Source organism: Arthrobacter sp. alpha11c, from assembly GCF_054149985.1.
On record NZ_CP196747.1, the window covers coordinates 3,819,275 to 3,845,568 of the forward strand.

Annotated in this window: 26 protein-coding genes and 1 pseudogene; 12 read left to right on the plus strand and 15 right to left on the minus strand. The window is 62.2% G+C overall.

Annotation, left to right across the window (positions count from 1 at the left end; genetic code table 11):
* Positions 1–96 precede the first annotated feature (96 nt).
* Complete coding sequence (locus ACTAQJ_RS17680) at positions 97–1,368, plus strand: ROK family transcriptional regulator (RefSeq protein WP_498698052.1); 1,272 nt, start codon at positions 97–99, stop codon at positions 1,366–1,368.
* Between the two features lie 17 nt (positions 1,369–1,385).
* Positions 1,386–3,566 (plus strand): alpha-galactosidase, encoded by a 2,181-nt coding sequence (locus ACTAQJ_RS17685; RefSeq protein WP_498698054.1) that lies wholly within the window; start codon positions 1,386–1,388, stop codon positions 3,564–3,566.
* Positions 3,567–3,609: 43 nt separating this feature from the next.
* On the opposite strand, the gene ACTAQJ_RS17690 is transcribed toward ACTAQJ_RS17685, so the two are convergent.
* Positions 3,610–4,518 carry a LacI family DNA-binding transcriptional regulator gene (locus ACTAQJ_RS17690; protein ID WP_498698056.1) on the minus strand — a complete coding sequence of 303 codons (909 nt, stop codon included), beginning with the start codon at positions 4,516–4,518 and terminating at the stop codon, positions 3,610–3,612.
* 59 nt (positions 4,519–4,577) lie between these two features.
* Between ACTAQJ_RS17690 and ACTAQJ_RS17695 the strand changes: the two genes are divergently transcribed.
* Together ACTAQJ_RS17695 and ACTAQJ_RS17700 are read left to right on the plus strand one after the other, a co-directional pair.
* Entirely contained in the window at positions 4,578–5,459 is an 882-nt protein-coding gene (locus ACTAQJ_RS17695; protein ID WP_498698058.1) for an ROK family transcriptional regulator, read from the plus strand.
* Entirely contained in the window at positions 5,350–5,793 is a 444-nt protein-coding gene (locus ACTAQJ_RS17700; protein WP_498702215.1) for an ROK family protein, read from the plus strand. The genes ACTAQJ_RS17695 and ACTAQJ_RS17700 overlap by 110 nt, the downstream gene beginning before the upstream one ends.
* On the opposite strand, the gene ACTAQJ_RS17705 is transcribed toward ACTAQJ_RS17700, so the two are convergent.
* Positions 5,790–7,859: a glycosyl hydrolase gene (locus ACTAQJ_RS17705; protein ID WP_498698060.1), complete on the minus strand. Its 2,070-nt coding sequence runs from the start codon at positions 7,857–7,859 to the stop codon at positions 5,790–5,792. The genes ACTAQJ_RS17700 and ACTAQJ_RS17705 overlap by 4 nt on opposite strands.
* A gap of 218 nt (positions 7,860–8,077) precedes the next feature.
* On the opposite strand from ACTAQJ_RS17705, the gene ACTAQJ_RS17710 reads away from it, so the two are divergent.
* On the plus strand, positions 8,078–8,962 hold the full coding sequence (locus ACTAQJ_RS17710) for a PaaX family transcriptional regulator (protein ID WP_498698061.1): 885 nt from the start codon (positions 8,078–8,080) through the stop codon (positions 8,960–8,962).
* A 32-nt stretch (positions 8,963–8,994) separates the two neighbouring features.
* On the opposite strand, the gene ACTAQJ_RS17715 is transcribed toward ACTAQJ_RS17710, so the two are convergent.
* Positions 8,995–9,777 (minus strand): VOC family protein, encoded by a 783-nt coding sequence (locus ACTAQJ_RS17715; protein WP_498698063.1) that lies wholly within the window; start codon positions 9,775–9,777, stop codon positions 8,995–8,997.
* A 247-nt stretch (positions 9,778–10,024) separates the two neighbouring features.
* Positions 10,025–10,666: an NADPH-dependent F420 reductase gene (locus ACTAQJ_RS17720; RefSeq protein WP_498698065.1), complete on the minus strand. Its 642-nt coding sequence runs from the start codon at positions 10,664–10,666 to the stop codon at positions 10,025–10,027.
* 104 nt (positions 10,667–10,770) lie between these two features.
* Here ACTAQJ_RS17720 and ACTAQJ_RS17725 point away from each other — a divergent pair, with 104 nt between their 5' ends.
* Together ACTAQJ_RS17725 and ACTAQJ_RS17730 are read left to right on the plus strand one after the other, a co-directional pair.
* Positions 10,771–11,478: an HAD family hydrolase gene (locus tag ACTAQJ_RS17725; protein WP_498698067.1), complete on the plus strand. Its 708-nt coding sequence runs from the start codon at positions 10,771–10,773 to the stop codon at positions 11,476–11,478.
* Positions 11,479–11,552: 74 nt separating this feature from the next.
* Positions 11,553–11,762: a DUF4177 domain-containing protein gene (locus ACTAQJ_RS17730; RefSeq protein ID WP_477514103.1), complete on the plus strand. Its 210-nt coding sequence runs from the start codon at positions 11,553–11,555 to the stop codon at positions 11,760–11,762.
* Positions 11,763–11,854: 92 nt separating this feature from the next.
* Here the strand turns inward: ACTAQJ_RS17730 and ACTAQJ_RS17735 are convergent, their stop codons facing one another.
* The 3 genes from ACTAQJ_RS17735 to ACTAQJ_RS17745 all read right to left on the minus strand — a co-directional run bounded on the left by ACTAQJ_RS17735 (position 11,855) and on the right by ACTAQJ_RS17745 (position 13,618).
* Complete coding sequence (locus ACTAQJ_RS17735; protein ID WP_498698070.1) at positions 11,855–12,379, minus strand: SRPBCC domain-containing protein; 525 nt, start codon at positions 12,377–12,379, stop codon at positions 11,855–11,857.
* Between the two features lie 105 nt (positions 12,380–12,484).
* Positions 12,485–12,889 (minus strand): hypothetical protein, encoded by a 405-nt coding sequence (locus ACTAQJ_RS17740; RefSeq protein ID WP_498698072.1) that lies wholly within the window; start codon positions 12,887–12,889, stop codon positions 12,485–12,487.
* 117 nt (positions 12,890–13,006) lie between these two features.
* Complete coding sequence (locus ACTAQJ_RS17745) at positions 13,007–13,618, minus strand: NADPH-dependent FMN reductase (protein WP_498698073.1); 612 nt, start codon at positions 13,616–13,618, stop codon at positions 13,007–13,009.
* Positions 13,619–13,802: 184 nt separating this feature from the next.
* Here ACTAQJ_RS17745 and ACTAQJ_RS17750 point away from each other — a divergent pair, with 184 nt between their 5' ends.
* The 5 genes from ACTAQJ_RS17750 (at position 13,803) to ACTAQJ_RS17770 (ending at position 17,572) form a co-directional block, all read left to right on the plus strand.
* On the plus strand, positions 13,803–15,011 hold the full coding sequence (locus tag ACTAQJ_RS17750) for a Re/Si-specific NAD(P)(+) transhydrogenase subunit alpha (RefSeq protein ID WP_431117196.1): 1,209 nt from the start codon (positions 13,803–13,805) through the stop codon (positions 15,009–15,011).
* Positions 15,011–15,346, plus strand: a complete 336-nt coding sequence (locus tag ACTAQJ_RS17755) for an NAD(P) transhydrogenase subunit alpha part 2 (protein ID WP_431117195.1) — start codon at positions 15,011–15,013, stop codon at positions 15,344–15,346. The genes ACTAQJ_RS17750 and ACTAQJ_RS17755 overlap by 1 nt, the downstream gene beginning before the upstream one ends.
* A complete protein-coding gene (locus tag ACTAQJ_RS17760) occupies positions 15,343–16,716 on the plus strand; it encodes an NAD(P)(+) transhydrogenase (Re/Si-specific) subunit beta (RefSeq protein ID WP_498698080.1) in 1,374 nt (457 codons plus the stop codon). Before ACTAQJ_RS17755 ends, ACTAQJ_RS17760 begins: the two co-directional genes overlap by 4 nt.
* Before the next feature lie 124 nt (positions 16,717–16,840).
* Positions 16,841–17,095 carry a hypothetical protein gene (locus tag ACTAQJ_RS17765; protein ID WP_431117193.1) on the plus strand — a complete coding sequence of 85 codons (255 nt, stop codon included), beginning with the start codon at positions 16,841–16,843 and terminating at the stop codon, positions 17,093–17,095.
* A gap of 120 nt (positions 17,096–17,215) precedes the next feature.
* The gene (locus ACTAQJ_RS17770) at positions 17,216–17,572 is read left to right on the plus strand and encodes a hypothetical protein (RefSeq protein ID WP_498698082.1); all 357 of its coding nucleotides are present in this window, start codon (positions 17,216–17,218) and stop codon (positions 17,570–17,572) included.
* Here ACTAQJ_RS17770 and ACTAQJ_RS17775 read toward each other — a convergent pair.
* The 8 genes and pseudogenes from ACTAQJ_RS17775 to ACTAQJ_RS17810 form a co-directional block, all read right to left on the minus strand.
* A complete protein-coding gene (locus tag ACTAQJ_RS17775; RefSeq protein ID WP_498698084.1) occupies positions 17,569–18,306 on the minus strand; it encodes a maleate cis-trans isomerase family protein in 738 nt (245 codons plus the stop codon). The two genes, ACTAQJ_RS17770 and ACTAQJ_RS17775, sit on opposite strands and share 4 nt — an antisense overlap.
* Before the next feature lie 8 nt (positions 18,307–18,314).
* A complete protein-coding gene (locus ACTAQJ_RS17780; protein WP_498698086.1) occupies positions 18,315–19,754 on the minus strand; it encodes an amidohydrolase family protein in 1,440 nt (479 codons plus the stop codon).
* A gap of 49 nt (positions 19,755–19,803) precedes the next feature.
* The gene (locus ACTAQJ_RS17785; protein ID WP_498698088.1) at positions 19,804–20,676 is read right to left on the minus strand and encodes an aspartate/glutamate racemase family protein; all 873 of its coding nucleotides are present in this window, start codon (positions 20,674–20,676) and stop codon (positions 19,804–19,806) included.
* Positions 20,673–21,356, minus strand: coding sequence for a GntR family transcriptional regulator (locus ACTAQJ_RS17790; protein WP_498698090.1), 684 nt, complete (start codon positions 21,354–21,356; stop codon positions 20,673–20,675). The genes ACTAQJ_RS17785 and ACTAQJ_RS17790 overlap by 4 nt, the downstream gene beginning before the upstream one ends.
* Before the next feature lie 104 nt (positions 21,357–21,460).
* Positions 21,461–22,810, minus strand: coding sequence for an MFS transporter (locus tag ACTAQJ_RS17795; RefSeq protein WP_431117187.1), 1,350 nt, complete (start codon positions 22,808–22,810; stop codon positions 21,461–21,463).
* Between the two features lie 373 nt (positions 22,811–23,183).
* Positions 23,184–24,086 (minus strand): amino acid-binding protein, encoded by a 903-nt coding sequence (locus tag ACTAQJ_RS17800; RefSeq protein WP_498698093.1) that lies wholly within the window; start codon positions 24,084–24,086, stop codon positions 23,184–23,186.
* A gap of 247 nt (positions 24,087–24,333) precedes the next feature.
* Positions 24,334–24,786, minus strand: coding sequence for a large conductance mechanosensitive channel protein MscL (gene mscL / locus ACTAQJ_RS17805; protein WP_498698095.1), 453 nt, complete (start codon positions 24,784–24,786; stop codon positions 24,334–24,336).
* A gap of 110 nt (positions 24,787–24,896) precedes the next feature.
* Positions 24,897–26,158 (minus strand): annotated as a pseudogene (locus ACTAQJ_RS17810) (IS110 family RNA-guided transposase).
* Positions 26,159–26,294: the final 136 nt, after the last annotated feature.

The window sequence follows — 26,294 nt, forward strand, 5'->3', positions numbered from 1 at the left end:
CGTGGATCACGACCTATGAAAAAGTTAGGTGATTAAATTAAGTCAGTCAAGTTATTATTGAACCCAGCCACTGTTACAGATTTGAAGAGGAGAAGGGTGAGGACCATTACGCCGCATCCACCGCCGGGCCCATCAACCCGGGCCAGGTTGCTGGACATCATGCGCACTCGGGGAACGGTCAGCCGGGTGGAACTGGTAGGTGCCACGGGCCTGACGCCGGGCACTATCACCAACGTGATCCGCGAACTGCTCGACGACGGCCTGGTGCGGGAGGCGGGGCAGTCCCGCTCAACAGGTGGGCAGCCCAGGCGGCTCCTCAGGCTCCGGGCTCAAGCACACTACGCAGTGGGGGTCCAAATGGATCGATGCACCAGCTCCGTAGTTCTCGCCGACTTCACCGGGCGCTTGGTGGCAGAAAAGACGCTCCCGGGATCAGGAAGCCACAGTCCTGAAGAGATGCTTCAGATTCTTGCTACCCACATCCACAAACTCCTTGAGGTCCAGGAGGTGCCGCTCGAGAGTGTGCTCGGAATAAGCCTTGTCACGCACGGTCCGCAGGACAGGATCAAGGGCACTCTGCTTGCACCGCGTCCCGGTCCGCAGTGGTATGGCCATCCGCTGGTGCCGTCGCTGTCACGGCTCACCGGACTGCCCGTGATCCTGGAGAACGATGCCACTGCTGCCGCGATAGGTGAGCAATGGCTCGGGGACGTCACTGCCGATTCTTTCGGAGTGATCTACATGGCAAGTGGCCTGGGTGGCGGAGCAGTAGTGAACCGGGAGGTATATCGCGGAAGTGGCTCCAACACAGTGGAGATTGGCCACATCACTCTTGACGCAGGCGGAGCGCCCTGCGAATGCGGCAACAGGGGATGCGTGGAGAATCTATGCGGCACAGCTGCAGTAGTGGCCAAGGCCGTGGCGGACGTTGCGCTACGTGACCGCTTGGGACTCAAGGACAATCCCGAGGAAACGCTCACCGACTTTGAACTCATCTCATCGGCGGCTGTCGCCGGTGATGCCGCTGCCCGGCTTTTGCTCCAGGACGCGGCACGCGGGCTAGGACAGGCCGCAGTGACCTTGGTCAACCTCTTCGACCTCAGCACCGTGGTGCTTGCCGGGCCAGCCTTCTCGGCGGCCGGCCCGCTCATCCGCGACACGATCTCGGCAACCGTCAACGCCGCCGCCTTCAACCGCGAGCTGCAGCCAATCGACGTCGTCCTGTCCTCGCATGGTTCGCTCGCAGCCGCCATCGGAGGCTCTTTGCAGGTACTCCGAACAGCCAGCGCCAGCAAGGAGCGGAAGCCCGTCCCGCCGTCGTACTTTCACGGACAAAACCATCAACAATTCGCCAGTCTCAACCCCTGAACCATCCGGAGGAACGTATGTCCCAGCTTTTAGAGCCCCTGCAGAAGGTGCAGGAATTCACCCTGCTGCGCCGCGACGGCGTCAGCCTTGTCCTCAGGCACTTGCCCACGGGGCTGCCTTCCATCCTGCAGTGGGGCGCCGACATCGGGCCCCTGGAGAGCGGTGACCTGGACGCTTTGGTGCTTGCCAGCGCTCGCCAAACGCCGCCCGGAACGCTCGACGCCGCGTGGCAGCTCAGCATTCTGCCGCAGGAAGGTGATGGCTGGGCAGGTCGACCCGGGTTGGTGGTCACCCGGGAGGGCGCGCCGGTCTTTCCGCGGTGGACGGTAACCGACGTCGATGCCAGCGACTACGAGGTGGAAGTCACTGCCGTTGACGCCGCCAATGGCCTGGAAATTCACAGTGCGTTTGCCTTGACGCCAGGCGGGGTGGTCACGGTGGTGCACCGCCTGGTCAACCAAGGAGCCGCCACTCTTGACATCCACTGGCTGGAAGCGACCATGCCCGTGCCTAAGACCGCGGACTATCTGACCTCGTTTTCCGGCCGCTGGACGCGGGAGAAGGCGCCCTTCACCATCGGGATGCCAAGGGGTGCAGTCACCCGTGAAACCAGGCGCGGCCGCGGCGGACACGATGCTCCGCACCTGGAAATCGCGAGCCTTGATAAGCCTAAGAACCGGACAGGGGAAATGTGGGCCGTCCACCTGGGCTGGAGCGCCGACTGCACCTACCGCACTGACCGGATGACCGAAACGGTCACGTTGCTGGGGGCCGGCGAACTTCTGCGTGCGGGCGAAATCCGGTTGGCACTTGGCGAAAGCTACAGCACACCGAAGGCGTGGTTCGCCTGGTCCGATACCGGGCTTGATGGCTTGTCTTCCCGCTTCCACCAATCCCTGCGCTCGCGGGAGCAGCACCCGGCCAGCACCCGGCCTTTGGTGCTGAATACCTGGGAGGCCGTCTACTTCGACCACGACCCGGCCACGCTCATGCGGTTGGCGGAGCGCGCCGCTGACGTTGGAGTTGAAAGGTTCGTCCTGGATGACGGCTGGTTCATGGCCAGGCGTGACGACACCAAGGGATTGGGAGACTGGACAGTGGATCACGCTGTATGGCCCCAAGGACTGGGTCCTCTGGCCCAACGCGTCCATGAGCTCGGAATGCAGTTCGGGCTGTGGTTCGAGCCGGAAATGGTGAACCTGGATTCTGATCTTGCAAGGAAGCATCCGGACTGGCTGCTGCACAATCCGGACCACGTCTGGCAGTCTCCGAACGATTTGTCCTGGCGTACGCAATATGTTGTGGACCTAGCCAACGCCGGCGCCTATGAGCATATCCGCGGCCAGATGAGCGCGCTCATTGATGAGCTTGGAATCGACTTCATCAAATGGGACCACAACCGGGACCTCGTGGAACCTGTACATGCAGGCAAGGTGGGCGGAGCTGGAAAGCCAGGCACCCACGAGCACACATTGGCGGCCTACCGGCTGATACGTGAGCTCAAGGAAACCCACCCCGGTCTGGAAATCGAGTCCTGTTCCAGCGGAGGGGCGAGGACGGATCTGGGCATTCTGGAGTTCGCGGACAGGGTGTGGGCCTCGGACTCCAATGACGCCGTGGAACGGCAGGACATCCAGCGGTGGACCCAGTTGCTGTTGCCCCCGGAAATGGTGGGAGGCCACGTTGGACCCACCACTTCCCATAGTTCAGGCAGGACCGTGGACTTCTCCTACCGGGCCGCCACCAGCTTGATGGGCTCCGCAGGTTTTGAGTGGAACCTCCTGGAATGCAGCCCTGAAGAACTTAGGACCGTGCGGGGCTTCGCTGCTTTGTACAAAGAGCTCCGTCACGTGCTGCATACCGGAACATCGGTACACGCCGATGTCCTGGACCCTGCCTTGCGGGTGACGGGAGCCGTCCTTCCGGATCAGAGTGAAGGGGTGTGGACCATCGCCTCGGTGGCGACTCTGGAAGACGCCCTGCCGGAGAAGGTTCGTTTGCAAGGATTGGACGTTTCCAGGCGCTATCGCGTCCGGCTTCGCAAGGAATTGGGTGAGGCCCGCCACGGCTGGATCACGCCGCCTTGGGTGTCAGCAGGTGAAGTGACGCTTCCGGGGAGTGTCCTTGTCCGGGACGGCCTGCAGATTCCCTTGCTATGGCCGGCCCAAGCGCTGGTTCTGCACGTGCAAAGCGTCTAGCCGTTGGGTGGCCCAGGCGCCTGATGGTCTAGGCGCCGGCGGTCTACGCGCCCGGTACGGGTGCGGGGTCTCCCTGTGAAGGTGCAGGCCCCGTACCCGGCCATTCCGACGTACTGCCGCGCCGCACGATGCGGCCAGTGGGTACATGCACCACGGTCTGGACCGCGCCGGCATATGTTTTCATCAATACGTCAGCCACCGTCTGCCCCAGTTCATACACGTCCAGACTGATGACGGAAAGGGGCGGCGAGGCGAGGCGACAGTTTGGTCCGTCATCCCAAGCGAGCAAGGACACGTCCTGGGGTACCTGCACGCCCAGGTCTTGAGCTGCGCGCAATCCAGCTACTGCCATAATGCTGTTCTCGTAGATCACAGCACTGGGAGGCTCGGCCGCGGAGAGTATCTCCCGAGTTCGTTGCCGACCCGATTCAGCCGAATAATCGCCCTCTGCAGACAGCCCTTTGACGTTACGTTGGGCAACAGCCTGATTGAAGGCCGTGCTCCTGGACTTTGTGTGGTGGAGGTGTCCCGGTCCCGAAACGCGTCCGATCACTTTATGGCCCAAACCCGCGAGGAAGTCCACGGCCATCTCCATCGCGCCGGAATTATCCACGTCCACCAAGGATGCGCCTGCGGTCGGCGGGCCGCCCAGTATGACCACGGGCAACCCCAGCTCCAAGCACCGCTCCGCGCGGGAGTCATCGTCTTGGGAGTCCACAATAACCACCACATCCACGTCACCGCTTTGGGCCCATTGCGGATAGGCGTTCAGTTCCTCCTGATAGGAACTGAATTGGCGCAGGAAGGCCGTCGCTCCGTGCCCGTCCAAGGCCTCTTCCATGCCGGTCAACAGTTCCTCAAAGAACGGATCCGTGCCGTGGGGGCCATTCTTGCTTTGCACTGCAACCCCGAATCGTGGTGGCCGGGGGCTTGCCGATGCGACGTTGTCCATGTGCTAAGTATGGCTTTGACCGGCAATACTTAGCACATGAGCCGAGCCCTGAAGCGTCCATGACCGTCCTGCATTCCTCGTCCATCACGCCAACCAGCAGGGCCCTGATCCTTGACCGCGTCAGGGCCGAGGGCCCAGTCAGCCGTGTCGAACTCGCTGAGCGCACGGGCCTGACACAGGCTTCCATCTCCAATCTTGTCCGGTCCTTGCTGGTGGAGGGGCTCTTGGTGGAGACGGGGGAGCGGACATACACGGGGGCCAAAGGCAAGCCGCGGGTGCTTCTCGGGCTGAATCCACGGGCCCGCTGCAGCGTGGGGGTTCAGCTCGGTGCGGACTGGATTGTGGTCCTTGTAACGGATGCGGCGGGTTCTGTCCTGGCGCGGACGCGCGTAAGGGGTGCACGCTCCAGAACTCCGGAGGAAGTTGTTGAGGACGTGGCTGTTCATGTGACCGTCCTGCTCCGTTTGGCGAACGTGGACCGTAGCGTCGTGGCCGGTATTGGCTTGGTGGCCCCCGGAGCCCTGGACGTTGACTCCGGCTCGATACTGGTTTCTCCGAGCCTTCCGTTGTGGCAGGGATTCCCTGTCCGCGAAGCGCTGGGGAGAGCCTCGGGTTTGCCTGCCTTGCTGGACAATGTTGCCACTGCTGCGGCAATGGGCGACTTTTGGAGCGGCACCATCCCTAACGCCACCGCACACTGCACGCTCTACATGGGCGCCAGTATCAGCGCCGGGTTGCTGATATCGGGAGCACTTTACCGGGGTGCCAGCTCAAACAGCGGTCCCCTTGGAAGCGTACGTTTCCAAGGGGACCGGGAGGGCAGGGCTAACGCTGGAGGAAGTCGCCGGACCACGTGCTGTTGCCGAACGAGCCAGGGCCGCCGTTTCAGGCGGACGGACGACGACGGCAAAACTCACCAAGGACAACGATCCCTTCAGTGACTTCGCCGCCATTGCAACGGCAGCCGTCCATGGTGACCCTTTGTCGGTGGAACTTGTCCAAGAGTCCGCGGATTTCGTGGCCGATGCAGTACTTGCGTTGGTGAACATCCTGGATTTGGATTCTGTAACGTTCGCGGGCCCATCGTTTACGACTGCAGGATCGCTCTACCTGCCGGTGGTCGAGCAGCGCCTCCGCAAGGAAGCCTTCGCTTCGCCGAAGCACGGGGTAACAGTCAGGTTGTCCAGCCAGGTCACTGATGCTGCATCCGTTGGTGCTGCCGCCCTGATGCTCCAGCAGAGCCTGAATCAGCCAGTGGTTCCCCAGCCCGCTTAGCCCGCTTTCAGCTCGTCCAGGTAAATCGTGCCGTTGGTGGAATGCCCTTCGGGTACCTGGTTGATGAACACATTGAACTGGGACAGGTCCTTGAGGTCTTCGGCGGTGATCCGCCGCTCAGCATTTGCCGTATCCCAAGGTGCTGGCCGGAAATCCGCAAAGGGGATGCTGATGTTTTGTCCTTCCGTGCCGCTGAGGGATGGGTAGGCCTCGTAGGCGACGCCGCCGCAGACCAGTTGGAGAACCAGCTTTTGCTGGGACCCGTCCGGCCGCAACCACAGGGACAGTGCATTGAATCCTGACCAGTCACCGTCAATGCGTCGGGTGATTCCCGTGTAGTTCTGCAATCCAAAGTCGTAGTCGAACCGCAACGAACGTTCTCCACTTCCAACAGGACTGTTGGCAAGCGAGATGGTGTTGGCGCCCACTGCGCTGTATGAGGCACGGAGTTCGCTGTCGTCGGCGTACCCTTCAAAATCGTCCACCACCCCGGGGGCCGCTGGAGGTTTTGCGCCGAGGACGACTTGCTGCTGAGCCGTGACCGGGTCCTTCCCGGGCAGCTCCGCCGTAACGGCGAAGCTGGTTCGCTGGTTCACCAGGGCAATTTCAGGCACAGTCAGTGTGCCGGTGAAATAACCTGAAGCCTCGTCGTAAGCCAGTTGGTGTTTGGTTGGGTCTTCGCCCCACCTGAACCACACCGACTTGGGTTTCGCATCGCTGACACGGACACGGACGGTGGTTTCCGTCTCCGTAATCCGTGCCCCATCAACGGGTGACACCACATGCAGGGCAGGCGCGTGGCCGGATGCCTTCACGTTTCGCTGCCAAACGTCACTCCAAGAGACGTCCCGGCTGAACACCGTGAAGTCATCGGCTTCGAAGGCGCGGAAATCCGTCAGCATTTCGTGCTCGGCCAACTGCCCCGTAGCCGGGTACGGAACGAAAAATTGATCAGTACCGTAGTTGGTCCACGTCAACATCCAAGCCATCCTCTTGGCTGCAGGATCGGCTTTGAGGGCGGCGAGCACGTGGCTATACCAGCTGGGATCCGGGTTCTGGCCGTTGGCTTTAAGGGCTCCGCTGACGCCGAATTCTGTCAGTGCTGCCACTTTGCCCCGCTCATCAGCGAGGCGGGAGATCATGCCGAGGTCCGCCACGAGTCCATCCAGCCACTGCTGGGAGCCTCCGGAGCTGTCGTAGTTGTCGTACCCGAGGACGTCCACGAAGTCATCGCCAGGATACGTGCGCATGAAGGCATCGGTGGTTCCGCTGAATCCACCGCCTGGTGAATATGCGTACAGGAAGTTGTGGACACCCTTGATGTCCCTCAGGTACTCAACGGTGTAGCGGAACAGCTCGATGTATTGGGCGGACGAGGCGTGAGCGGCACCCCACCAAAACCAGGAACCGGCGTTTTCGTGGAAAGGACGAAACACTATGGGGATCGCACTCCCGTCGTCGCCAACGGCCGCCTTTGCGAGTCGGGCTATTCTGTCCAGGTAGTCGGTGAATTGCTGGTTCTTATCGCCCCCCGGCATGATCCGCGGGACCACTCCGCCGTCCGTGTCGTTGAAGGCGCCGCCCGTGACGAAGTTGTCCATATGGGCCGAAAAGGTCTGGACACCCCCGATCTTGTCTGCCGCCTTGACCAGTTCCAGTGTGTGCTGGAAGTTCTCCTCCGGAGTTGGGCTGCCTGGTGCTGAACCGTAGCCATCGTGCCCAAAATCCCAGCCGAAGACAGCAGGTTGATCTCCCGTAGCTGCCTTCACGTCCGACTGAAAGCCGTCGGTGCTCCCAGCAGGAAACGTCACGCCGAACTCCGTGTCCTGCTGATGCCCGAACAGGATGCCTTTGCCTTGTTGGGAGCGCAGGTAGGAAAAAAGCGAGGCGGTCCGTGGAGTTGCATCGGGATCTGTTAAAGCGAGCTGTTGCGGAGGACCCGAACTGCTCCCGGTGGATGGGGTGGCGGCCATGGCGCCAGTAGAGGTTGAGGCTGCAAGGACAGCTATGAACAGGGTTGCGCCGCACTTGCGCAGGCGGCGAAGAAGTTCACTTGAAGGTTTCAATGTGGTCCTGTCTTCTCTTGGGGATGCGGCTGTGCATCGCCATCGCCCTCACCATATGGGATTAACTTAACTTGGTAAAGTTATTTCTGAAGTGAATGAGGGAGGACGGTTTCATGCTGTTTCGGGCATGCCCTCCGGACTTTCCCGGCCATTGATGGTTCCCCACCTATGATGAACATGACTGGCGCCTTACCTGGCGCGGAAATGAGGGTCCTTCAATGTTCGCCGTCCCGGCACCCCCGGTGCGCCATCAGCAACTCCTGGTCACCATCTTCGGTCTTTATGGCAGGAACGCTGGTGATGCGTTGCCGGTCTCCGCTCTGGTTTCGATGCTCGGTACGCTCGGCTATGACGCGCCGGGTGTGCGATCGTCCGTTTCCAGGCTTAAGGCCAAGGGTGTCCTGAAGAGCGTCCGCGAAGGCGGCATTGCCAAGTACAAGATCGCCGAATCGGTGAGCGACGTCTTCCGTGAAGGTGATCGGCGGATCTTCGCCCCGGAACAGCCAGCTCCTGTGGATACGTGGGTGCTCGCCGTGTTCTCCGTGCCCGAGTCGATGCGGAACCGCCGGCACCAACTGAGGTCCGCCTTGTCCAGCCTGGGATTTGGGTCAGTGGCGTCCGGTGTATGGATCGCTCCGGCACGCAAGCTGGAGCAGGCTCGCGAACGCCTCACTGCCAGCGGGCTGATCGAGTTCGTGGACCTCTTCCGCAGTGACTATGTTTTCGATGGCCCCATGCGGCCCAAGATCTCCGAATGGTGGGATCTCAAGGAACTCGATGAACAGTTCACGGAGTTCCTTGAGATCTACCGGGGCGCCGAGCAGCAGTGGATTGACCTTGTGGGAACCGACCCTGAGGCGGCCTTGGCTGATTCCACGGCCGAAGTGCGGCGCGACGCTTTCCGCTACTACATTCCGATGCTCACCCTGTGGCGGAAGTTCCCTTACCGGGATCCCAACCTCCCGACGGACTACCTTCCGCCTGAGTGGCATGGGCCCGAAGTCCGCCGCACCTTCCAGGCAGTGCACCGCCTCGCGGCGCCGCTCGCCGCGGCACACGCCCACGAGGTCATCAGCGAAGCGTTGGACCCTGTCCTGACGTAGCCGTTCGTGCGGGCTTAGCCGTTGGTCCGGGCTTAGTCCTTGGTCCGGGGCGCGTCGATGATGCCGAAGATTTCTCCCTGCGGCGCCTGCAGGATTGCCATCCGTCCCATGGGGCTGTCCATGACTGGCACCAAGGCCGAAGAGCCGAGTTCCACGGCTGTTGCGACGGTTCGATCCACATGGTCGCTGGCAAACCACGTCAGCCAGTGATTCGGCGTGCCCTCGGCAATTTCGGTGTCGTGCTGAATGCCGCCCACTTCGCGGCCATCAGAAGCCCGCTTGGCGGTTGCATATATGAATCCGTCCTGGTCGATGTCCTGATAGCTGAAGCCAAAAACATCGGCATAGAAGGAGCGGGCCAGCGCGTAGTCGCGGGTGTGGAGTTCGTTCCAGCACAATGCACCGTGCTCGTTGACGCGCTCCGCCCCGATATGGCTTCCCGCCTGCCAGATGCCAAAGACTGCACCAACGCTGTCCGCGGCAATTGCCATGCGCCCCGAATCCATCACATCGAAGGGAGAAGCGATGAGTTGGCCACCAGCAGCGGCTACCTCTTTGCATGTGGTGTCAACATTGTCCGAGGCCAGATACGTGGTCCAGACGGTTGGCATGCTGGAATCCTGTTTGGGGCCGAGTCCCGCAACAGCTTGTCCGTCCAGTTGGGCCAGTAGGTAGCCCCCGGCCTCTTCGTCGCCGGAGAGGTAATCCCATCCAAACAACTCCGTGTAGAAGGCTTTGGCGGCAGGGAGATCATCGACCCCCAGATCCACCCACGCGGGTGTTCCTGCAGGCCATTTCTCAGTTTGGGTAGACATAGCAACTCCTTGGGTTCGGGGCTTAATTGGCGCGGCTGCCTCCCGGAATGCCCTATGCGCCGGGCTTCCTGGGAGGCAGCCACTCCCTTTGTGCGTCCCGCGTCCAATTCGTGATGCGAATCGTGGCCCCAAATCGTGCCCACCCGTCGTGGAGTGATAGTCCCACAGCACCCCAGCACAAAGGAGGCGGCAGGCGTAAGCCGCCTGCCGCCGTCGTGCGTGTTTTGTTATGAGATGGTGCGGTCTATCAGACGGTGCGGGTCGCCTTGGCGAGGTTTTCGCGAAGTTCGTCCGCGTTCTGACGGATGACGTAGGCCGGGCGATCGCGCTCGACGCGCCAGCTGTCTTCGAGCGGCCCGATGTTGACGGTGTCGAAACCGAACTCGTCGTACAGCTTGGTCACGAGTTCGGCGGCCTCCGGGAAGTCGCTGGCTGTGGCCAATGCGCGGCGGTTGGGCGTGCCGGCAGGAGTGCCATCGGTAGTGATGTCCTTGGCGAAGATGTGGTTGAAGCCCTTGGCCACCTTGGATGTGGGCAGGTGCTTCTGGAGCAGGCCCGAGGTGGTGGTCTCGCCGTTATCGAGCGCGGGAATACGGCCGTCGCGCTCCCAGTAATAGTTGTTGGTGTCGATGACGATCTTGCCTTCGAGCGGTCCCGCCGGGATGTCTTGATAGTTTTTCAGGGGAACGGTCACGACGGCGAAATCACCTGCCGCTGCTGCCTCGACCGCCGTCGCGGCCCGGGCGCGCGGCCCGAGTTCTGTGACCAGTTCCGTGAGGGTTTCCGGCCCGCGTGAATTGCTGATCACGACGTCGTAGCCAAGTTCCACGGCTTTACGCGCAACCTGGCTGCCAATGTGTCCTGCACCGATGATTCCGATTGTTGTCATACTCCCGCCAACAAGATGTTGCAGACGCGTATTTCCGGCGTTACGCAATATATCGAAGTCAAAGGCGAGTTTCCGTGAACGCGAGTGATAAGTAGACTTACTAAATGTCTACTCCAGCCAACTCCAGCTCCAAGAAACGCGGTGTCCTCTTCGACGTCGATGGGACGTTGATCGACTCCAGCTACTTCCACGCACTCGCCTGGTGGCAGGCATTCAGGCGCGAAGGCTTGGACATCCAGATCTCCGACATTCATCGCTGCGTAGGGATGGGCGGCGACAAGCTGGTCCAGCACTTGGTTCCGGACTGTCCGGAAGACATGCAAAAGGAACTGAAATCCGCGCATGGTGCTGTGTTTTCGACATTCTGGCCGTCATTGCGCGCCTTCGACTCCGCACGGGACCTCCTTGCAGCCTGCTCCGATTCCGGGCTGGCTGTAGGGCTGGCCTCGTCGGCGCAAGAGCGCGACCTTGACGTCAGCAGGCGGCTCCTCGACGCCGGTGGGTCCATTGACGCGTGGACCAGCTCCAACGATGCGGACGAAAGCAAGCCTGCCCCGGATATCCTCCTGGCGTGCCTGAAGAAGCTGGAACTCGATCCAGCGGACATCGTCTTTGTTGGCGATGCAGTCTGGGACGTGAAGGCTGCTGCGGCAATTGGCGTTCCCGCCATCGCCCTGACCTGCGGTGGTATCAGCGAGGCCGAGCTCCGCGACGCAGGCGCCGCGGAGGTCTACGACAATCCGCGGCACCTGCTGGAAAATCTGGAAAGCAGCGCCATTGGAAGGCTGACGGCGGGGAGGCTCAGTGGATAGGGCGCGCCGCAGTCCGCGCCACAGCGTTGAGTAGCATTGCCCCCAATTGACCGGCAACGGAAGGAAGTCGCATCATGCAGCAGTATGTCGTCCTGCAAGTGATCCTCAAGGAGAAACTGTTGGGAACCGGTTCGGGCAATCTGACCTCCCTGGAGAAAGCCATCAACGATCAGGCCGCGAAGGGCTACCGGCTTCACACCATCACCACGTCGAGCAGCGGGAGCAAGGGGATCGGCGGCGGGGACCGTATCCAGGCAACGATGGTGTTCGAGCGCCTCGGATAAAAGCGCGCGTGTTGGCTTTTCTCCGTAACTGCCCTGATGACAACGGCGGCGGCGAAAACGGATCGTCACCTGCTCGTTTCGCCATCACCAGACTATGTTTTAAGGGCTCCCGGTATCCCGTTGAGGCGAAGGGTCGTTCCGGTGCGCAGATGAGGCAGGTCAGCGCTGCCGTCTCCGGTTCGCGTGAGGAACGTGACCTGCTCTGTCCAGGTCAGCCTGCTTCTGCCGAATTCCGCATCTGCCAAGGTCACTGTTACCAGCGATGCCCATCGGGTTACATCGTCCACGATCGCTTCGTAGACGAAAACGATTCGGCGATCGGGCGTGATGTCGAGGTAGCGCGAGCGATTCCGCAGTTTCTCGGCCTGCCCGTCTGGCATGACGAAGGTGCTGCTCGCTTCCTCACCGCCGCCAACGCGGAAGTCGTGATCGTAGATGGAGCCCGTTCCTGGCATCCGAAACCATTGCCGGCGCAATCGATCGTCCGCGAACACGGCGAAGATGTCCGCCCGGTTCGCCTCGAAATCGCGCGTGATGCTGAAGGTCTCGTGCCTGACATCCGAAGGCTGCTCACCACTCGCTTGGTCGGAAGGGTGCCCATCATGCAACTCAGTCATGCCAGCCAACTCTCTGTTCTCTCATCACGTACCTGTAGGAACAGAGGCAGGCCGCAGTTGCTTCCCGCGCTTGAGCACAGCCGGACAGTGGCGTCCTAGCGCCGACTAGAGTTCCTCGTCCCGCACTTCCTCATTCCGACCGCGTCCGCGAACCGCCCAGATGATCAGCGCAATGACGATGATCGCAGCAACGGCGGCCAGGATCCACGGCGTGACGTCGGTCCGGGTTTGTTCCTGGGGCTCGGACTCTCCGGTCCCTGGGTTGGCGGGTCCGCTGCTTGCCGGGTTGGACGTGGTTTGCCCGCCGCCGGACGATGGAGCTGGATTTGTGGGTGTTGCCGTTGACGGGCCGGAAGGGTTGCTGGGCGAGGCTGACGGTGTGGGGGTAGTGGCGGCCACGTGGCCTTGCAGAGCGGCGGGGTTTGCTGCGTTTGCTGCTGCCGCGACGGACAACAGGGACCCGGTGAAGAGGGTCAGTGCCAGGGTTGTCAGGGCTAATCTACGAAGCATCGTTTCTCCTGTGGGATAGGGCGTGTCCGCGAATCCTCATAGTAGTAAGCATACTGACTAACAAAGAAAATGGGGTGGGTGTCGCCCGCCAGGCAAGGGGCGACCCCACCCGAGCGGCTAGCGCGTTAGCTTGGCGGAATCAGGTTCCTGGTCGCCGATATGACCCGGAGCGTTGGCTGCCAGGACACGCTGGACGAACGCGCTGTATTCCTCCATATAGTGGCGCAGCAACCCTGCCGTGCCCTCGTCCTTAACCGAGCCGTCGTCGTCGTACGCGTCCGCGACGAAGCGGATGTAAGCCTCCGGCGCATTCAGCTGAGGCGCGTCGAGGAAGCTGAGCACGCTGCGCATGGAGGACTGCATCACCGCGGTTCCGATGCCGCCCGGCGACGCGCCGATAATGCCGGTGGGCTTCCTGGCAAAAGAATTGGTGCCCCACGGACGCGATCCCCAGTCGATGGCGTTCTTCAAAGCGCCTGGAATGGAGCGGTTGTACTCGGGGGAGACGAACAGGATGCCGTCCGATGCGGCGATCGCGTCCTTCAATTCCCTGCCGGCTGGCGGGAAGTCGGAGTCGTAGTCGGAGCTGTACAAAGGGAGGTCGCGAATGGCGATTTCATGGAATTCCAGTTCCGGAGGCGCCACGCTGATCAGCGCCTTCGAGAGGACGCGGTTGATAGAGGTACTAGAGAGGCTTCCGACGAAATAGCCGATTTTGAATGTGTCCATAGCGGCGTTCCTTCCCGACGGCACGGCCGGAACCGGCTCGTCGACGGTGTGGAGGCTGGTTGCCCCAGCTTCCACCGACCCTAATGGACTTGTCCACATAGCGCACCCCCTACTCCCGTCCTGACCTTTGCGGCCATAGACTCATGCCAACTGGTTCCGGAGAGTTCCCGAAGAGGGGTGGCGGGTGAAAGCAGGCATAGCGCGCGAGGCACTCGACGGTGAGCGCAGAGTGGCAGCCACGCCCGAAACGGTCAAGCAATTGACCGGGTTGGGCCTTGACGTTGAGATCGAGTCCGGGGCGGGGCTTGCCTCCGGACACAGCGACGACGAATACCGGCAGGCCGGCGCTTCTGTTGTGCAGTCCTTGGATCTCGGATCCGTGGACGTTTACTGCCACGTGCGTCCCATGGAACCGTCGACGGCGGGAGCCCTCCGCCCGGGTTCAGTCACCGTCGGATTGGGGTCGCCGTCCTCGGAGTTGCCCACGGTGCGGGCGCTCGCCGCAGGTGGCATCACATCCTTTGCGCTGGAACTGGTTCCCAGGATCTCGCGGGCCCAGTCCATGGACGCCCTCACCTCACAGGCCTTGGTGGCGGGATACCGCTGCGTCCTTGAGGCCGCAACACGCCTGCCGCGGTTCTTCCCCTTGTACATGACTGCGGCTGGGACCATTCCGCCCGCCCGGGTCCTGGTTCTGGGGGCAGGTGTGGCCGGGCTCCAGGCGATCGGCACTGCCAAGAGGCTTGGCGCGCGGGTATCGGCCAATGACATCCGTCCGGCGTCGGCAGACGAAGTGGCTTCCATGGGTGGGACCTTCATCAAACTGGACCTCGAAAACGCCGAAGCTTCAGGCGGGTACGCCCGTGAACTCAGCGCAGACAGGGGTGCCTTGCAGCGTGCGCTCCTGACCCCGCACGTAGCGCAGGCAGATGTCCTCATCACCACTGCCGCCGTCCCCGGACGCCGGGCACCACTTCTGGTGAGCCGCGAAATGGTCCAAGGGATGCGCCCCGGATCAGTCGTAGTGGACCTGGCGGCTGAGTCAGGCGGAAACGTGGAAGGCAGCATCCCCGGGCAGGACATCCACATCCCCACCGCTGACGGGCAAGGCGAGGTGACCTTGGTGGGGCTCAAAGATCCAGCATCCGCGATGCCCGCAGATGCCTCGCGACTGTTCGCCAAGAACGTGGCCAACCTGATCGCATTGATGACCCGGGAGGGAGTTGTCGCCCCGGACTTTGAAGACGAGGTTGTGGCGGGAACCTGCCTTACCCACGACGGCGAAGTGCGGCACCCGCCAACAGCTGAAGCACTCGCGGCGCTCGCGGGTGAGACCGGCCCCTTTGGCAGTGCCCACACAGCGGCCAACCCTGGCAGTGAAGGAGCGCATTGATGGATGGCATGAGTCTGCTGACGATCACCGTACTTGCAGTTTTCGTGGGCTTTGAGGTCGTCTCCAAAGTTTCCAGCACCCTCCATACACCCCTGATGTCCGGGGCAAATGCGATCCACGGAATCATCCTGGTGGGCGCGATCATCGTCGCTGGCCAGGCCTCTGATCCGTGGGTACTGGTGGTCGCCTTGCTGGCTGTAGTCCTTGCCACGGCCAACCTCGTGGGCGGCTTCGTGGTGACCGACCGCATGCTGGAGATGTTCCGCGGGAGGCAACGCCCACCGTCGTCAGTTGTTTCATCCGAGGATCACGCGGGTAAGGAGCTCGGCCGGTGACTCTTCTGGATCCCATCTGGACAGCTCTCCTCTATCTCGCAGCCGCAGCCTGTTTCATCCTGGCGCTCAAAGGCCTGAACTCACCGCGGACGGCACGGCGTGGAAACCTCATCGGGGCGTTCGGCGCCTTGTTGGCTGTCGTCACGGTGTTCGTCTCGGTGAAGTTGGACAACGTTCCGTGGATCGTTGGGGCAATAGCTGTGGGATCGGTGGTGGCCGCACCCGTGGCACGGCGCGTTCAGATGACGCAGATGCCCCAACTCGTGGCCCTGTTCAACGGTGTGGGTGGTGGGGCTGCCGCACTCGTGGCATTGCTGGAGCTCTCGCATACGGCCGATGCGTGGGTGCGCTTGGCTATCGTGTTCACGCTGCTCGTCGGGGCCGTTTCCTTCGCCGGTTCTGGAGTTACCTTTGCCAAACTCCAGGGGTTGATGACCACCCGGCCAGTGACGTTCCCGGGCCTGCCTGTGCTGATGGCCCTGGTGCTGCTTGCCGCGGTGGGCGCAGGGATTGTGGTGATACTGAATGGTTCGTTGCTGCTCGCGCTGGCACTGCTGATCCTTGGGCTTGTGGCCGGTATCCTGCTGGTACTCCCGGTGGGTGGCGCCGACGTGCCGATTGTCATTTCGTTGCTCAACGCCTTCACCGGATTGGCCGTGGCCGCGTCTGGATTGGTGCTGGGCAACGTACTCCTGGTGGTGGCCGGCACCCTGGTTGGAGCGTCAGGCACCATCCTCACCCGGGCCATGGCCGCCGCAATGGGCCGCAGCGTTGCGGGCATCCTGTTCGGTGCCTTCAAAGGTGGCTCCACAGCTGGGTCCACCGCGGTGAGTGAGCGCCCCGTCAGATCCTCCAGCCCGGAGGATGTTGCGGTGCTGCTCGGGTACGCCCAGCGCGTGATTATCGTTCCCGGGTACGGCTTGGCCGTGGCGCAGGGCCAGCACACGGCCGCCGAGTTGGCCTTGGCTTTGGAGGCACGCGGGACCGAGGTTGACTTTGCCATCCATCCTGTTGCCGGACGCATGCCCGGGCACATGAACGTCCTCCTTGCCGAAGCAAACGTTCCGTACGAGTCACTGAAGGAAATGAGCGATATCAACCCGGAGTTCAAGACCGCCGACGTTGCCTTGGTAGTGGGCGCCAACGATGTCGTGAACCCTGCAGCCAAGACCACCTCCGGCTCCCCGATCTATGGAATGCCCATCTTGGAAGTAGCCGACGCCCGGCAGGTGGTGTTCCTCAAACGTTCCATGCGTCCAGGATTCGCTGGCATCGAAAACGAACTTTTGTACGAACCTCAGACCACGTTGCTGTTCGGCGATGCAAAGGATTCGTTGACCAAGGTGTTGGGCGCAGTGAAGGCACTCTAGGAGGATCGGTCCCCTAATTTCTGCCCCTAATTCGCGTCATGTTCGGGCCGGTGAAGCCACATCTTTTAAACAGAAGTCTGCCCAGACGGAGACTGCGGAAAGATGCATGGCTAGGAGTCATCGATTGCAAGACCATATGAAGGATTCGACGCCGGGTTCCCGCTTCGACAAACCACAAAGCAAGAGGGTGACAGATTGGAGGCCACTCGTTGGCCTGGACGTTCAAATCTGGCGCGGCAACAAGATCGTGGACCAAGGCCTGGTGGAAGCGGTGACCGCTGACGGCAACGTTTTATGGCTCAAACAAGAAGGAGCAATAGACCGGCGGCTTGTCATGAAGGAAACCGGAACAGGGCTCCGGGTGCGGCTCATCACCTGAGCGCAAAGCTTGGGGCATGCCGAGCCTCGCACCCTTCCCGGTCATCCGACGTCGTCCTAAGCTGAACGGTACGAGTTACCCAACCCATGCCGAACCGCCACATCGAAGCGAGGTTGCGCCATGACCGTCAAACTCAACAAGAAAGCATTCGACAACGCGAAGCACCTGATCCGCGACGGGAAGATCGTCAAGGACGTCCGGGATGACTGGAGCGAGCACGCCCCTTCCACCAAGGACGAGAATGACTTCCTGGAGAAGCATGGCCAGGCCGAGTATTCCAAGTGGTACCTCGGCGTGGACGACGACCACCCGGCTGAGCAAAAGGGCCACTACAAATTCCCCTTCGGCGACTTCAAGAAGATCCACAGATGCGCGGTCATCTCTGCCGAGAGCCGTGCAGCGCAAAACGACTACGACGATATCCGCGATGCGCTCGGCAAGCTGCTCGAGCGCATCGATGAGGACAACAAGGACTAGGCCACGGCGTCAGCCAGCAACCGCCCCCATTTCGGGTCCAGCAACGGAGCTCCCGCAAGCTTAAGGGCATGCCAGAGTGTCACTGCCACAGAGTCGAGAACAGGGACCCCTGTTCGGGCTTCAACGTCGGCTGTGATGTTGGCTCCATAGAGGTTGGTGCACAGGTACACCAGGGCATCGGGATGATCTGCCGCCAGCTCCAATGAGCCCGGCAGCATCTCCTCATCAGTGACCCGGCCGAAGGACTCATTGTCGGTGAGGTCAAGGTGCCGGTGATCGATCGTCTTGATGCCTTCCCTGGCATAGGACGCGATCACGGCCTCATTCACGTCTGCTGTGTAGGGCGTGAACAATCCGATTCGCTCGGTGCCAAAGGACGCGAACGCCTCCAAGTAGGCGAGCGTGGACGTGGTGGCCGGTATGCCTGTGGCGTCGGTGATCTCACGGACCAAGGCATGGTCGTGGGAAGCGCCGAGCCAGGATCCGGACGTGCCGTTCCATGCAATAACGTCCACGTTCGCCGCGGCCAGCAACTCGGCAGCTCCGCGCATCACGGACGTATCGAATTGCTTGTCCGAGGAGTCGTCCAAGGCAATCCGGGTGACGGGGATGCGGGTTGAATGAATGGTTACATCCTGGCGGTCGCCGAGGATCCGGTATGTCTGCGGCTCAAGGCAGGTGTTGGAGGACGGCACGATCATGCCAATGCGGATGGGGCGGTTGTTTGAAGGCATGGTTGCTCCTAGGCGCTGAGGGATTCGGCAGAAGAAATGACGGGAACAGAAAGAGCATCCCGGTGCTCCGTGAAGCCGTTGCGGGGCACGAAGCGACCCACCGGCCCGGGATCGTGGAAACCTGCTTCATCAAGGACCACCCGTCCCGCGGAGATCACCACTGCGGGCCAGCCGTTGAGCGTCTTCCCCTCAAAAGGCGAGAAATCAGTCCCCATGTGCAACGCACCGCCGTCGACCGTTTGCTGTGAGGCGGGATCGAAGATCACGATGTCGGCATCGAAGCCTTCCACGATCGCGCCTTTTCGTGGGACGGCATTGATCCTGGCGGGGCCTGCCGAGAAGACCTCAACGAAGTCCTCCACAGAGCTGCCGGATTCAGTGACCAGTGCCGTGAACGTCACGGGCATGCGGGTTTCCACGCCGGGGAGGCCATGCGGCATATAGCGGACATCGTCCGTGCGCTCGCGTTTTTGGGAGAGGTCGTAGCAGGAATGGTCCGAGGAAACCGTGTGGATGGCACCGGCAGCAAGCCGATCCTTCAAGGCGGCCACCGTTTCGGCACTCCGCATCGGCGGGCAGCACGCGTACCATTCCGGGAACGCGGAACCGTAAACGGTGTCGTCCAAGGTCAGGTAGTGCGGGCACGTCTCGGAGTACGCCTCCTGGCCGCTTTCGCGGGCTTCGGCCACCAGGTCCACGGCGCCAGGAGTCGACTGGTGGACAAAATAGACGGGCGCTCCCGTGTACCGGGCCATTGCGAGGGTTTCCTTGACCGAGATCTCCTCGGCAAGCTCAGGCCGGGTACGGTGCAGGTGCTCGATGCCGATGCGGCCGTCCGAGGCGTGCCGCTCAGTGCAGTCGGTGATGATGGGATCGTGCTCTGCATGGATGTACGTGAGGCCATCCAGGCGCACCATTTCGCGCATGACCTTCAGGATGGTGTCACCATCGGCCATGGTTGAGCCGCGGTTGGTGGTGTACATCTTCACGGACCTGACGCCCTCGGCCGCAAGCTGCTCAAGCTGCCACGGGACCGTCTCATCCCATGAGACAACAGAGCCGTGCAGGGCAACATCGCAGCGGGATTCTGTGGCGAGGCGCTTCTTGTTCAGGACCGCTTCGAGCGGAGTTTCCTGAGCATCGCGGGGGATGCCGAAATCGATGATGGTGGTGGTGCCGCCCCAGAGCGCCGCCGTTGATGTGGTCCGGAAGTCATCCAAAGTGCGGAATCTGCCCGTCACTTGGGCAACATGGCAGTGGCCGTCGATGCCGCCGGGGATGACCAACTGGCCGTGGGCTTCAATGGTTCGTGCAGCCGCGGGAATGGGTTCGGCAGCGTCAACGAGCTGAACTATGCGTCCGCCGTCGACTACGACGTGGGCGGCTTGCCTGCCGAAACTGTTGACGACAGTGCCGTTGGCGATGACGAGATCGGGGAAGTGGGACATCGTTGTCCTCCTTGTTCTTGGAAGATTTAGCGGGGACTTCTTGGAAGTTTTAGCGGGACGGCAGCGCGGATGTTGCCGGAACCGGTGCGGAGGGGAGGTTCGCGGACTGGGCCGCGGACTGCGCGGCGGTCAGGGCGGCGTCGAGGTTTTCCGAAAGGCCCTGCCGCCGCTTGACCGGTGGCGCCGCGAACGAGCCGCCACGGTGAGCCCCGGACTTCAACGCGACCACGGCCTCCGTCATGCGGATGCCGGCAGAAATGCCGTCCACCACGGGCACGGGGATCTGACCTTCGAGCTCGCGGGCAAGTCCTGCGAGCGGCGCACCGGCAAGGATCACGACGTCGGCGCCGTCCTCAGTGACGGCCTGTCGGCTGAGTGCCAGCAGGGTTTCCTTGAAATCTGCCTGCACCGACCCTATGGAGTTCAGGCTTTGGTTAATGGAGCGTATGGAAGCGAGACGGCCGGCAAAACCGAAGCGTTCCACGCAGTCCAGGTACCAGGCCTGGATCCGGTCCGAAATGGCGATGATCGAGAAACGGTGGCCCTGCAATGCTGCAGCGCACAGTGCCGCCTCGGTGATGCCGATGACCGGTACGTCAACGAGTTCCTTCAGCGCAGGCATTCCGGGATCACCGAAAGCAGCCACAACGATGCCGTCCACAGCGGCCGGGCCGCCCTCGAGCGTAAGGCTGGCGCCGTCGCGCCCAAGGCCGGCGCCGCCGTCGTGCGCGTATTCGGCGATCAGCTCAGCCACCGCGCCGGCGGCGATAAGCGACTCGAAGCGGGTTTCGATATATTCGACGCCGTGCCCGGCTGTCCGAACAATCAATTCGGTGTCCGGCCCCGCCGAGCGCAAGGCCTCAGCCTCGATCAGGGCTGTGACGTCGTCGCTGATGTTGGGGTTGATGACCAGGAGTCTCATGGTTTTTTCCGTTGCAGTTTGGGCTCGGCGTGGCTGGAATCCTCCGGGAACTGCTCGCGGTACTTGCCGATGTGCGACGCCGACTGGATAGCGGCCCGGTCAGGGTCGCCACTGGCGATGGCACCGTAGAGGTCGCGGTGTTCCTGGATGAGTTCGGGGAGATCGCTGACGTGGCGGAACAGCCAGTGCATTCGTCCCTGGAGTGGTTCCAGCGCGGAGCGGAGAAAATCGTTGTTGGCGATCGCCGTGATGGCATCGTGGAAATCGCTGTTGGCGCGGTGTGCTTCCAGGATGGAGCCCTTGGCCAGGCAGCGGTCGGCCTCATCCAGCAGGCCGGCGAGGTGGTCAAGGTTCTCGGTGGTGGCCCGCTTGGCGGCGAGCCGGCAGGCGAGGACTTCCAAGGATTGACGGACGTCGAAGAGGTCCTCCACATCCTTGGGGCTCAGGCCGCTGACTTCCGAACCACGGCCAGCGCGGTCCCGGATAAGCCCTTCTTGCCTCAGCATCCGGAGTGCTTCGCGGATGGGCAAGCGGGAAACGTTGAATTCGGCGGCGAGGTCGCGCTCCACCAACCTGGTGCCGGGCGCATAGTGCCCCTCAAAAATCCTGGAACGGAGCGTGTCACGCACTGACTCCCGGAGGGGGCGGTCAGTGATGTTCGTGTCTTCTGCGGCTAGCATTTCCAGCTCCATTTCGTGATGTGTGAGGCAGCGCGCCCGGCGACCAGGCGGGCTTCCGGCCGTCCGGCGGTTCAGGACCGTCCGGCCGGGCCCGGTCAGGCGAGTTAGACCGGGAGTCGCTTGTTGTAATCCAAGACCAGGACGGAGATGCCCATGATCACAGCGGAGCCAACAAAGTACAGCAGCGCCCAGGTGTAGGAACCCGTGGCCCCGACAATCAGGCCTACCACAATCGGGGTGACGAATCCGGCGATGTTGCCGCTGAAGTTCATGGCCCCGCCGAGTACGCCCGCATTCGTGCGGCCGCCCAGGATGGACGGGATGGACCAGAACAGGCCAACCCACCGCAGGAAGAACAGGACTACCGAGAGAAGCACGACGGCGGTGATGGGGTCCGCGACGACCGTGACACCTACGAGGCCGCCCACCACTACGACGCTGGAGATACCCAGCAGGGTGCGCATGACCCGGTTGGCGGAGGCACCGGATGCCCGCCACTTGTCCGCGATGATGCCACCGAGGATTTCGCCGACGAACCCGGCGCCGAAGATCACGAACGTGGACCAGCCGATGGTCTTCAGATCAAAGCCCTTGGCTTGAGCCAGGTAAAGCGGTCCCCAGGTGAGCAGGCCGTAGAACACGCCGTTGAAGCCAAGCCAGCCGAAGCACATTGCCCAGAAGGAACGGAACTTCAGGTATGGCAGGAGGGCGCGCTTGCCCTGTGCGCCTTCCTTGGCGGCCTCGGCGTCGTCCTCAGCGTGGGAAGCCTCGATGTAATCGGCTTCTGCATTGTTGACGCCCTTGTGCTGGCGGGGGTTATCGCGGATGTACCACCAGACCGCCAAGCCCATGAGAATCGTGAGGGCGCCAGCGATGATGAAGGACATCCGCCAGCTGCCCGTGGAGGCGATCAGCCAGGTGATGAGGATGCCGCCCAGGCCAGCGCCCAAGGGAGCTCCGGCGTCGAGGATGGTGGCGCCGCGGCCACGTTCCTTCTTATGCATCCAGATGGCGTTGAGCTTGCCGCCGGCAGGCATGACGCCCGCCTCCGTCACGCCGATGCCCAGGCGGGCGATGAACATGCTGAGGAATCCGCCGGCGAAACCCGAAGCGGCAGTCGCGGCGCCCCAGCCAATGCAGGAAGCGGTGACCACTTTGCGTGGGCCAAACTTGTCGATCAACAGTCCGACGGGGATTTGCATCAGGGCATAGGTCCAGAAGAACGCCGACAACAGGAGCCCCACAAGCTCGGGCGGGAGGTTGAATTCCTTCTGGATGATGGGGAGGGCAACGGATATTGAACCGCGGTCGATGTAATTCACGGCGACCAGGACCAGGAGCAGGATGAAGAGCTTCCAGCGGACGTTTGTGCGTCGCTGCACGCCGTCCTTGCCGGTTTGAGGCTCGTTTTCCTGGTTTTCCTGGGTTGCCAGTTGGGTGTTTTGGGGAGACACAGCTTCTCCTTCAGAGGAGTCAACAGGGGTGGAATGTCTTTGGGGTATGTCTTTGGGGGGATGAGCCGGGCGTGGATATCGCTGCAGCCGGACCCGTGCCGGCGGCAACTGTTGCGATCCCTGCCCTTTTGGTGGCGGGGGCCGCAGCCGGTAGCGGGTCTATTTGGGATCCCGTTTTGGGATCCCAAAATCTAAGTTAGATGTGACGGGCGGCACTGTCAAGAGTTTTGGTATACCTAATCTCAAAACGGAATGTGACTGTGCGGGATGGCTGCGTACGCTCCTTCCCGGATACTCCTCGTGGACGTGCGAAAACCCGGCCTTTCCTGGGAAATTCCGGGCTTTCGACGTGCTAACTGGGAAGGAGCGCTGATTAGCCCTGGTATGCCGTTGGCTGGGCGTCGCTTGTGCTGTATGCCAAAATCTCCGCCAGCTCAGCCAGCCTGTGTGCTCGGGCCGACTCGGCTGGAGTGAACGGCTCGCCTGGACGGGAGAAGACCAGGGGCCCGTGCCATGCAGTTGGAATCTTGAGAATGTCCGTTGAAGGCCCGACGCCGGCACTCGCCTCGGGTGCCAGTTTCTCCGGATCGTTGGGGACTACTTTGGCGGAGAGCAGTTCGGCGACCGCATGCGGGAGCTCATCCGGGTTCCCCGCAATACGTGTGGCGAGGCTCAGCGCCTTGGTTTGGCCGTCGGCCATGGCGAGTGCCGTGGTAGGCCACACGTGCGACTCACGTCCGCCGCCGTCGTCGAGTGCTTTCAGCAGTTCATGTTCTGTGACCTCGCCCGGGGCGGAGAGGACGAACTCATCCATCACTATTTGCGTGGCTTCTGTAGCCTGGCGGTCCGGGCCTTCGCGGCCCGGGCTGTCCATCGGGTGAACGTGGATGCTGAGGATATTCGTCTCCAGCTTGGCCAGGGACTGAGTGATTTTCTGCAGGGAACCGGGCTGGTCCCGCAGAAGGACACGAGCACGCCACAAAGCCGGGGCCGCGTGCAGCTTGTGCCGCTGGCGGAGGGCCGGAGCATGCAGCCATCGCCGGAGGACCTTGGCGGCCGACGGCTCAGCCACCCAGATAACCAGCACTGTGGCAGTCACGGTCAGCAGCAGCACCTTGGCCACATAGGGGAGATGGGTTTCCACAACTGCCGCGTGAACCAGCAATTCAATGGGAAGCATCACCGCGATGTTGGCTACGGTGAGCCGGGCCTTGGGCGGTTCGGGCAACTGTCCGCAGACATCGCACCGGAGATCCGCAGTAACGGGAGAGCTCATTTTGGGCTTCATGGTTTCATGCTGCCCCGCGCCTGTTTCGGGACGGTTGCCTCCGCGTCACGTTTCTGGTTACTTGGCGCGATGGCTGCGCTCTTGCCGCCCCACTCACTGCGTTCCTGCCCACTTCGGGCCGGTGTGCCGCACCCCCGCAATGCAAAAACCCGGCGTTCTCGCGGGGAGAACGCCGGGTTGGAGGGTGCAACCGGGAAGGAGCGCTCAGGGCTCAGGCGTTCCTACAGAGTCTGGTCTAGCGGATGGAATCCGAATCGAGGTCCGAATCCCGCTCGGTACTGCGCTGGGCGGCAGCTTCCTTAAGAAGGTCGCGGATTTCTGCCAGGAGGGCCGTGTCAGCCGGCAGCGGCTCTTCCTCGGGTTCCTCGGTGGAGAGGCGGTTCTTGACCATTGAATTGATCTTGTTCATGGGCGCTACGAAGATGAAGTAGACCACTCCGGCGGTGATGACAAAGGTCACCATTGCCGTGAGCACAGCACCAAAGTTGATGAACGTAGCGGGGTTGTCCTGCCAGATCCGGAAGCCCAGGCCGTCAGCGTTCACGCCGCCTGCAGCCGCGATGACGGGGTTGATGATGTTGGTGGTGAAAGCGGCGACGAGTGCCGTGAACGCACTGCCGATGACGACGGCAATAGCCAGTTCGATCACGTTGCCGCGAAGTATGAAGTCCTTGAAACCCTTAAGCATGGAAATGTCCTCCGATTGGGTGCGGTGTCTGGCTCAAGCAGAGATCAAACTACCACTCCGAGGTTTCAAAAGGGTGTCAAGGGGATGTGAGAGTGCCCCTATGTTTTTCGTCAAGTGGTGGCGGGTGTTGGGGGTTGGTAGAGGGCGCCGTCGCGGAGCATTGCGTAGAGGGTGTCACAGCGGCGTCGTGCCAGGGCAATGATTGCCTGGTTGTGGCGTTTTCCTTCGGCGCGTTTGCGTTCGTAGTAGGCCCGGGACGGCGGGTCGTGGAGCGCAGCGAACGCGGAGAGGAAAAGAGTTCGTTTGAGGACTTTGTTGCCTTTTCTGGAGGAGTGGTCGCCGCGGATGGAGGACCCGGATCGCCAGGTGACTGGGGCCAGCCCGGCGTAAGAGGCCAGGTGCCCGGCGGTGGGGAAGTCTTTCCCGGCGACTTCGGTGAGGATTCGTGCGGCGGTCCTGATGCCCACGGCCGGCAGAGACATCAGGACCGGGTGAAGAGGGTGGGCCTCCACGAGTGCTTCGACCTGGGTGAGGACCATGGCGCGGTTTTCGTGAAGCCCGGAGAGCATGGCCGCGAGCTGGGGCAGCACGATGGTCGCGGCATTCGTGCCGACAACAGTGACTGTTTGCCGGCCCAGGGCCTCGATGATTTCATCGGCAAGGCGTTCGCCCATCCGCGGCGCGAGTTTGGTCAGCCGGTTCCCGATCCGGCGCCGGCCTGCGTGACGGAGCTCTTCGGGGGTAGGCCAGGTCCGCAGCAGGTCCAGCACCGCAGGATGATCCATGTAGGGTCCCAACACCCTTTCCAGAGCAGGGTGGATCTGGGTGAGCAGCCCGCGGATCCGGTTCGAGGTCGCCGTGGCCTGCTTGGCCAGGTCATCATCGAAACCACAAAGCATGCTCAGCTCAGCGAGCTGCTCATCGGCCAACTGAACCGAGCGCAATGTATGCGGCATGGTCCTGGCGGCCTCGGCGATGATGAACGCATCCCGGGCATCGGTTTTCGCCTCTCCGGGGTGCAGGTCCGCGATCCGGCGCATCGCCAGCCCCGGCAGATACCCGACAAGAACACCGGCGGCCTGGGCCACCGCTACCGGCAACGCGCCGATGGTTGCTGGCTGGTCAACGACCAACAACACTCGTCCGGCGTCCTCGAGTTCGGCGATGATTTCCCGGATTTTGGCTTCATCGTTGGGCAGCGCCCGGTCCAGCAATTTCTTTCCGGCCCGGTCCACGGCAACGGCATGATGGACGCCCTTGCCAACATCCAGACCAATAAACACTTCGACACCATCGTGGTTCGCGATCATCCGGTCCCTCCAGTCGTAGTCAGCTCCCATGCTGGCCCGGCAGCGGTGTCAGGACCCGGCACCCACGTTACGCACGACGTTCCCGAACTGTCCTGCCCCTATCAGCGGTCTCCCGGCACCTACCAACCCCGGTGACAACACTCTCAAGATCATCGGATCGACAGAGGAACGCAATCATGCCGGGGCAGCAGGCCAGCA

Bases quoted from the DNA above. Each gene is read 5' to 3' on its own strand.
- ACTAQJ_RS17695 (WP_498698058.1), top strand. From the start codon at position 4,578: ATGACCGTCCTGCATTCCTCGTCCATCACGCCAACCAGCAGGGCCCTG.
- ACTAQJ_RS17720 (WP_498698065.1), bottom strand. From the start codon at position 10,666: ATGACAACAATCGGAATCATCGGTGCAGGACACATTGGCAGCCAGGTT.
- ACTAQJ_RS17690 (WP_498698056.1), bottom strand. From the start codon at position 4,518: ATGGACAACGTCGCATCGGCAAGCCCCCGGCCACCACGATTCGGGGTT.
- ACTAQJ_RS17780 (WP_498698086.1), bottom strand. From the start codon at position 19,754: ATGTCCCACTTCCCCGATCTCGTCATCGCCAACGGCACTGTCGTCAAC.
- mscL (WP_498698095.1), bottom strand. From the start codon at position 24,786: ATGCTTAAGGGTTTCAAGGACTTCATACTTCGCGGCAACGTGATCGAA.
- ACTAQJ_RS17715 (WP_498698063.1), bottom strand. From the start codon at position 9,777: ATGTCTACCCAAACTGAGAAATGGCCTGCAGGAACACCCGCGTGGGTG.
- ACTAQJ_RS17800 (WP_498698093.1), bottom strand. From the start codon at position 24,086: ATGAGCTCTCCCGTTACTGCGGATCTCCGGTGCGATGTCTGCGGACAG.
- ACTAQJ_RS17790 (WP_498698090.1), bottom strand. From the start codon at position 21,356: ATGCTAGCCGCAGAAGACACGAACATCACTGACCGCCCCCTCCGGGAG.
- ACTAQJ_RS17685 (WP_498698054.1), top strand. From the start codon at position 1,386: ATGTCCCAGCTTTTAGAGCCCCTGCAGAAGGTGCAGGAATTCACCCTG.
- ACTAQJ_RS17775 (WP_498698084.1), bottom strand. From the start codon at position 18,306: ATGCCTTCAAACAACCGCCCCATCCGCATTGGCATGATCGTGCCGTCC.
- ACTAQJ_RS17735 (WP_498698070.1), bottom strand. From the start codon at position 12,379: ATGACTGAGTTGCATGATGGGCACCCTTCCGACCAAGCGAGTGGTGAG.
- ACTAQJ_RS17725 (WP_498698067.1), top strand. From the start codon at position 10,771: ATGTCTACTCCAGCCAACTCCAGCTCCAAGAAACGCGGTGTCCTCTTC.
- ACTAQJ_RS17755 (WP_431117195.1), top strand. From the start codon at position 15,011: ATGGATGGCATGAGTCTGCTGACGATCACCGTACTTGCAGTTTTCGTG.
- ACTAQJ_RS17770 (WP_498698082.1), top strand. From the start codon at position 17,216: ATGACCGTCAAACTCAACAAGAAAGCATTCGACAACGCGAAGCACCTG.
- ACTAQJ_RS17730 (WP_477514103.1), top strand. From the start codon at position 11,553: ATGCAGCAGTATGTCGTCCTGCAAGTGATCCTCAAGGAGAAACTGTTG.
- ACTAQJ_RS17745 (WP_498698073.1), bottom strand. From the start codon at position 13,618: ATGGACACATTCAAAATCGGCTATTTCGTCGGAAGCCTCTCTAGTACC.
- ACTAQJ_RS17785 (WP_498698088.1), bottom strand. From the start codon at position 20,676: ATGAGACTCCTGGTCATCAACCCCAACATCAGCGACGACGTCACAGCC.
- ACTAQJ_RS17710 (WP_498698061.1), top strand. From the start codon at position 8,078: ATGTTCGCCGTCCCGGCACCCCCGGTGCGCCATCAGCAACTCCTGGTC.
- ACTAQJ_RS17740 (WP_498698072.1), bottom strand. From the start codon at position 12,889: ATGCTTCGTAGATTAGCCCTGACAACCCTGGCACTGACCCTCTTCACC.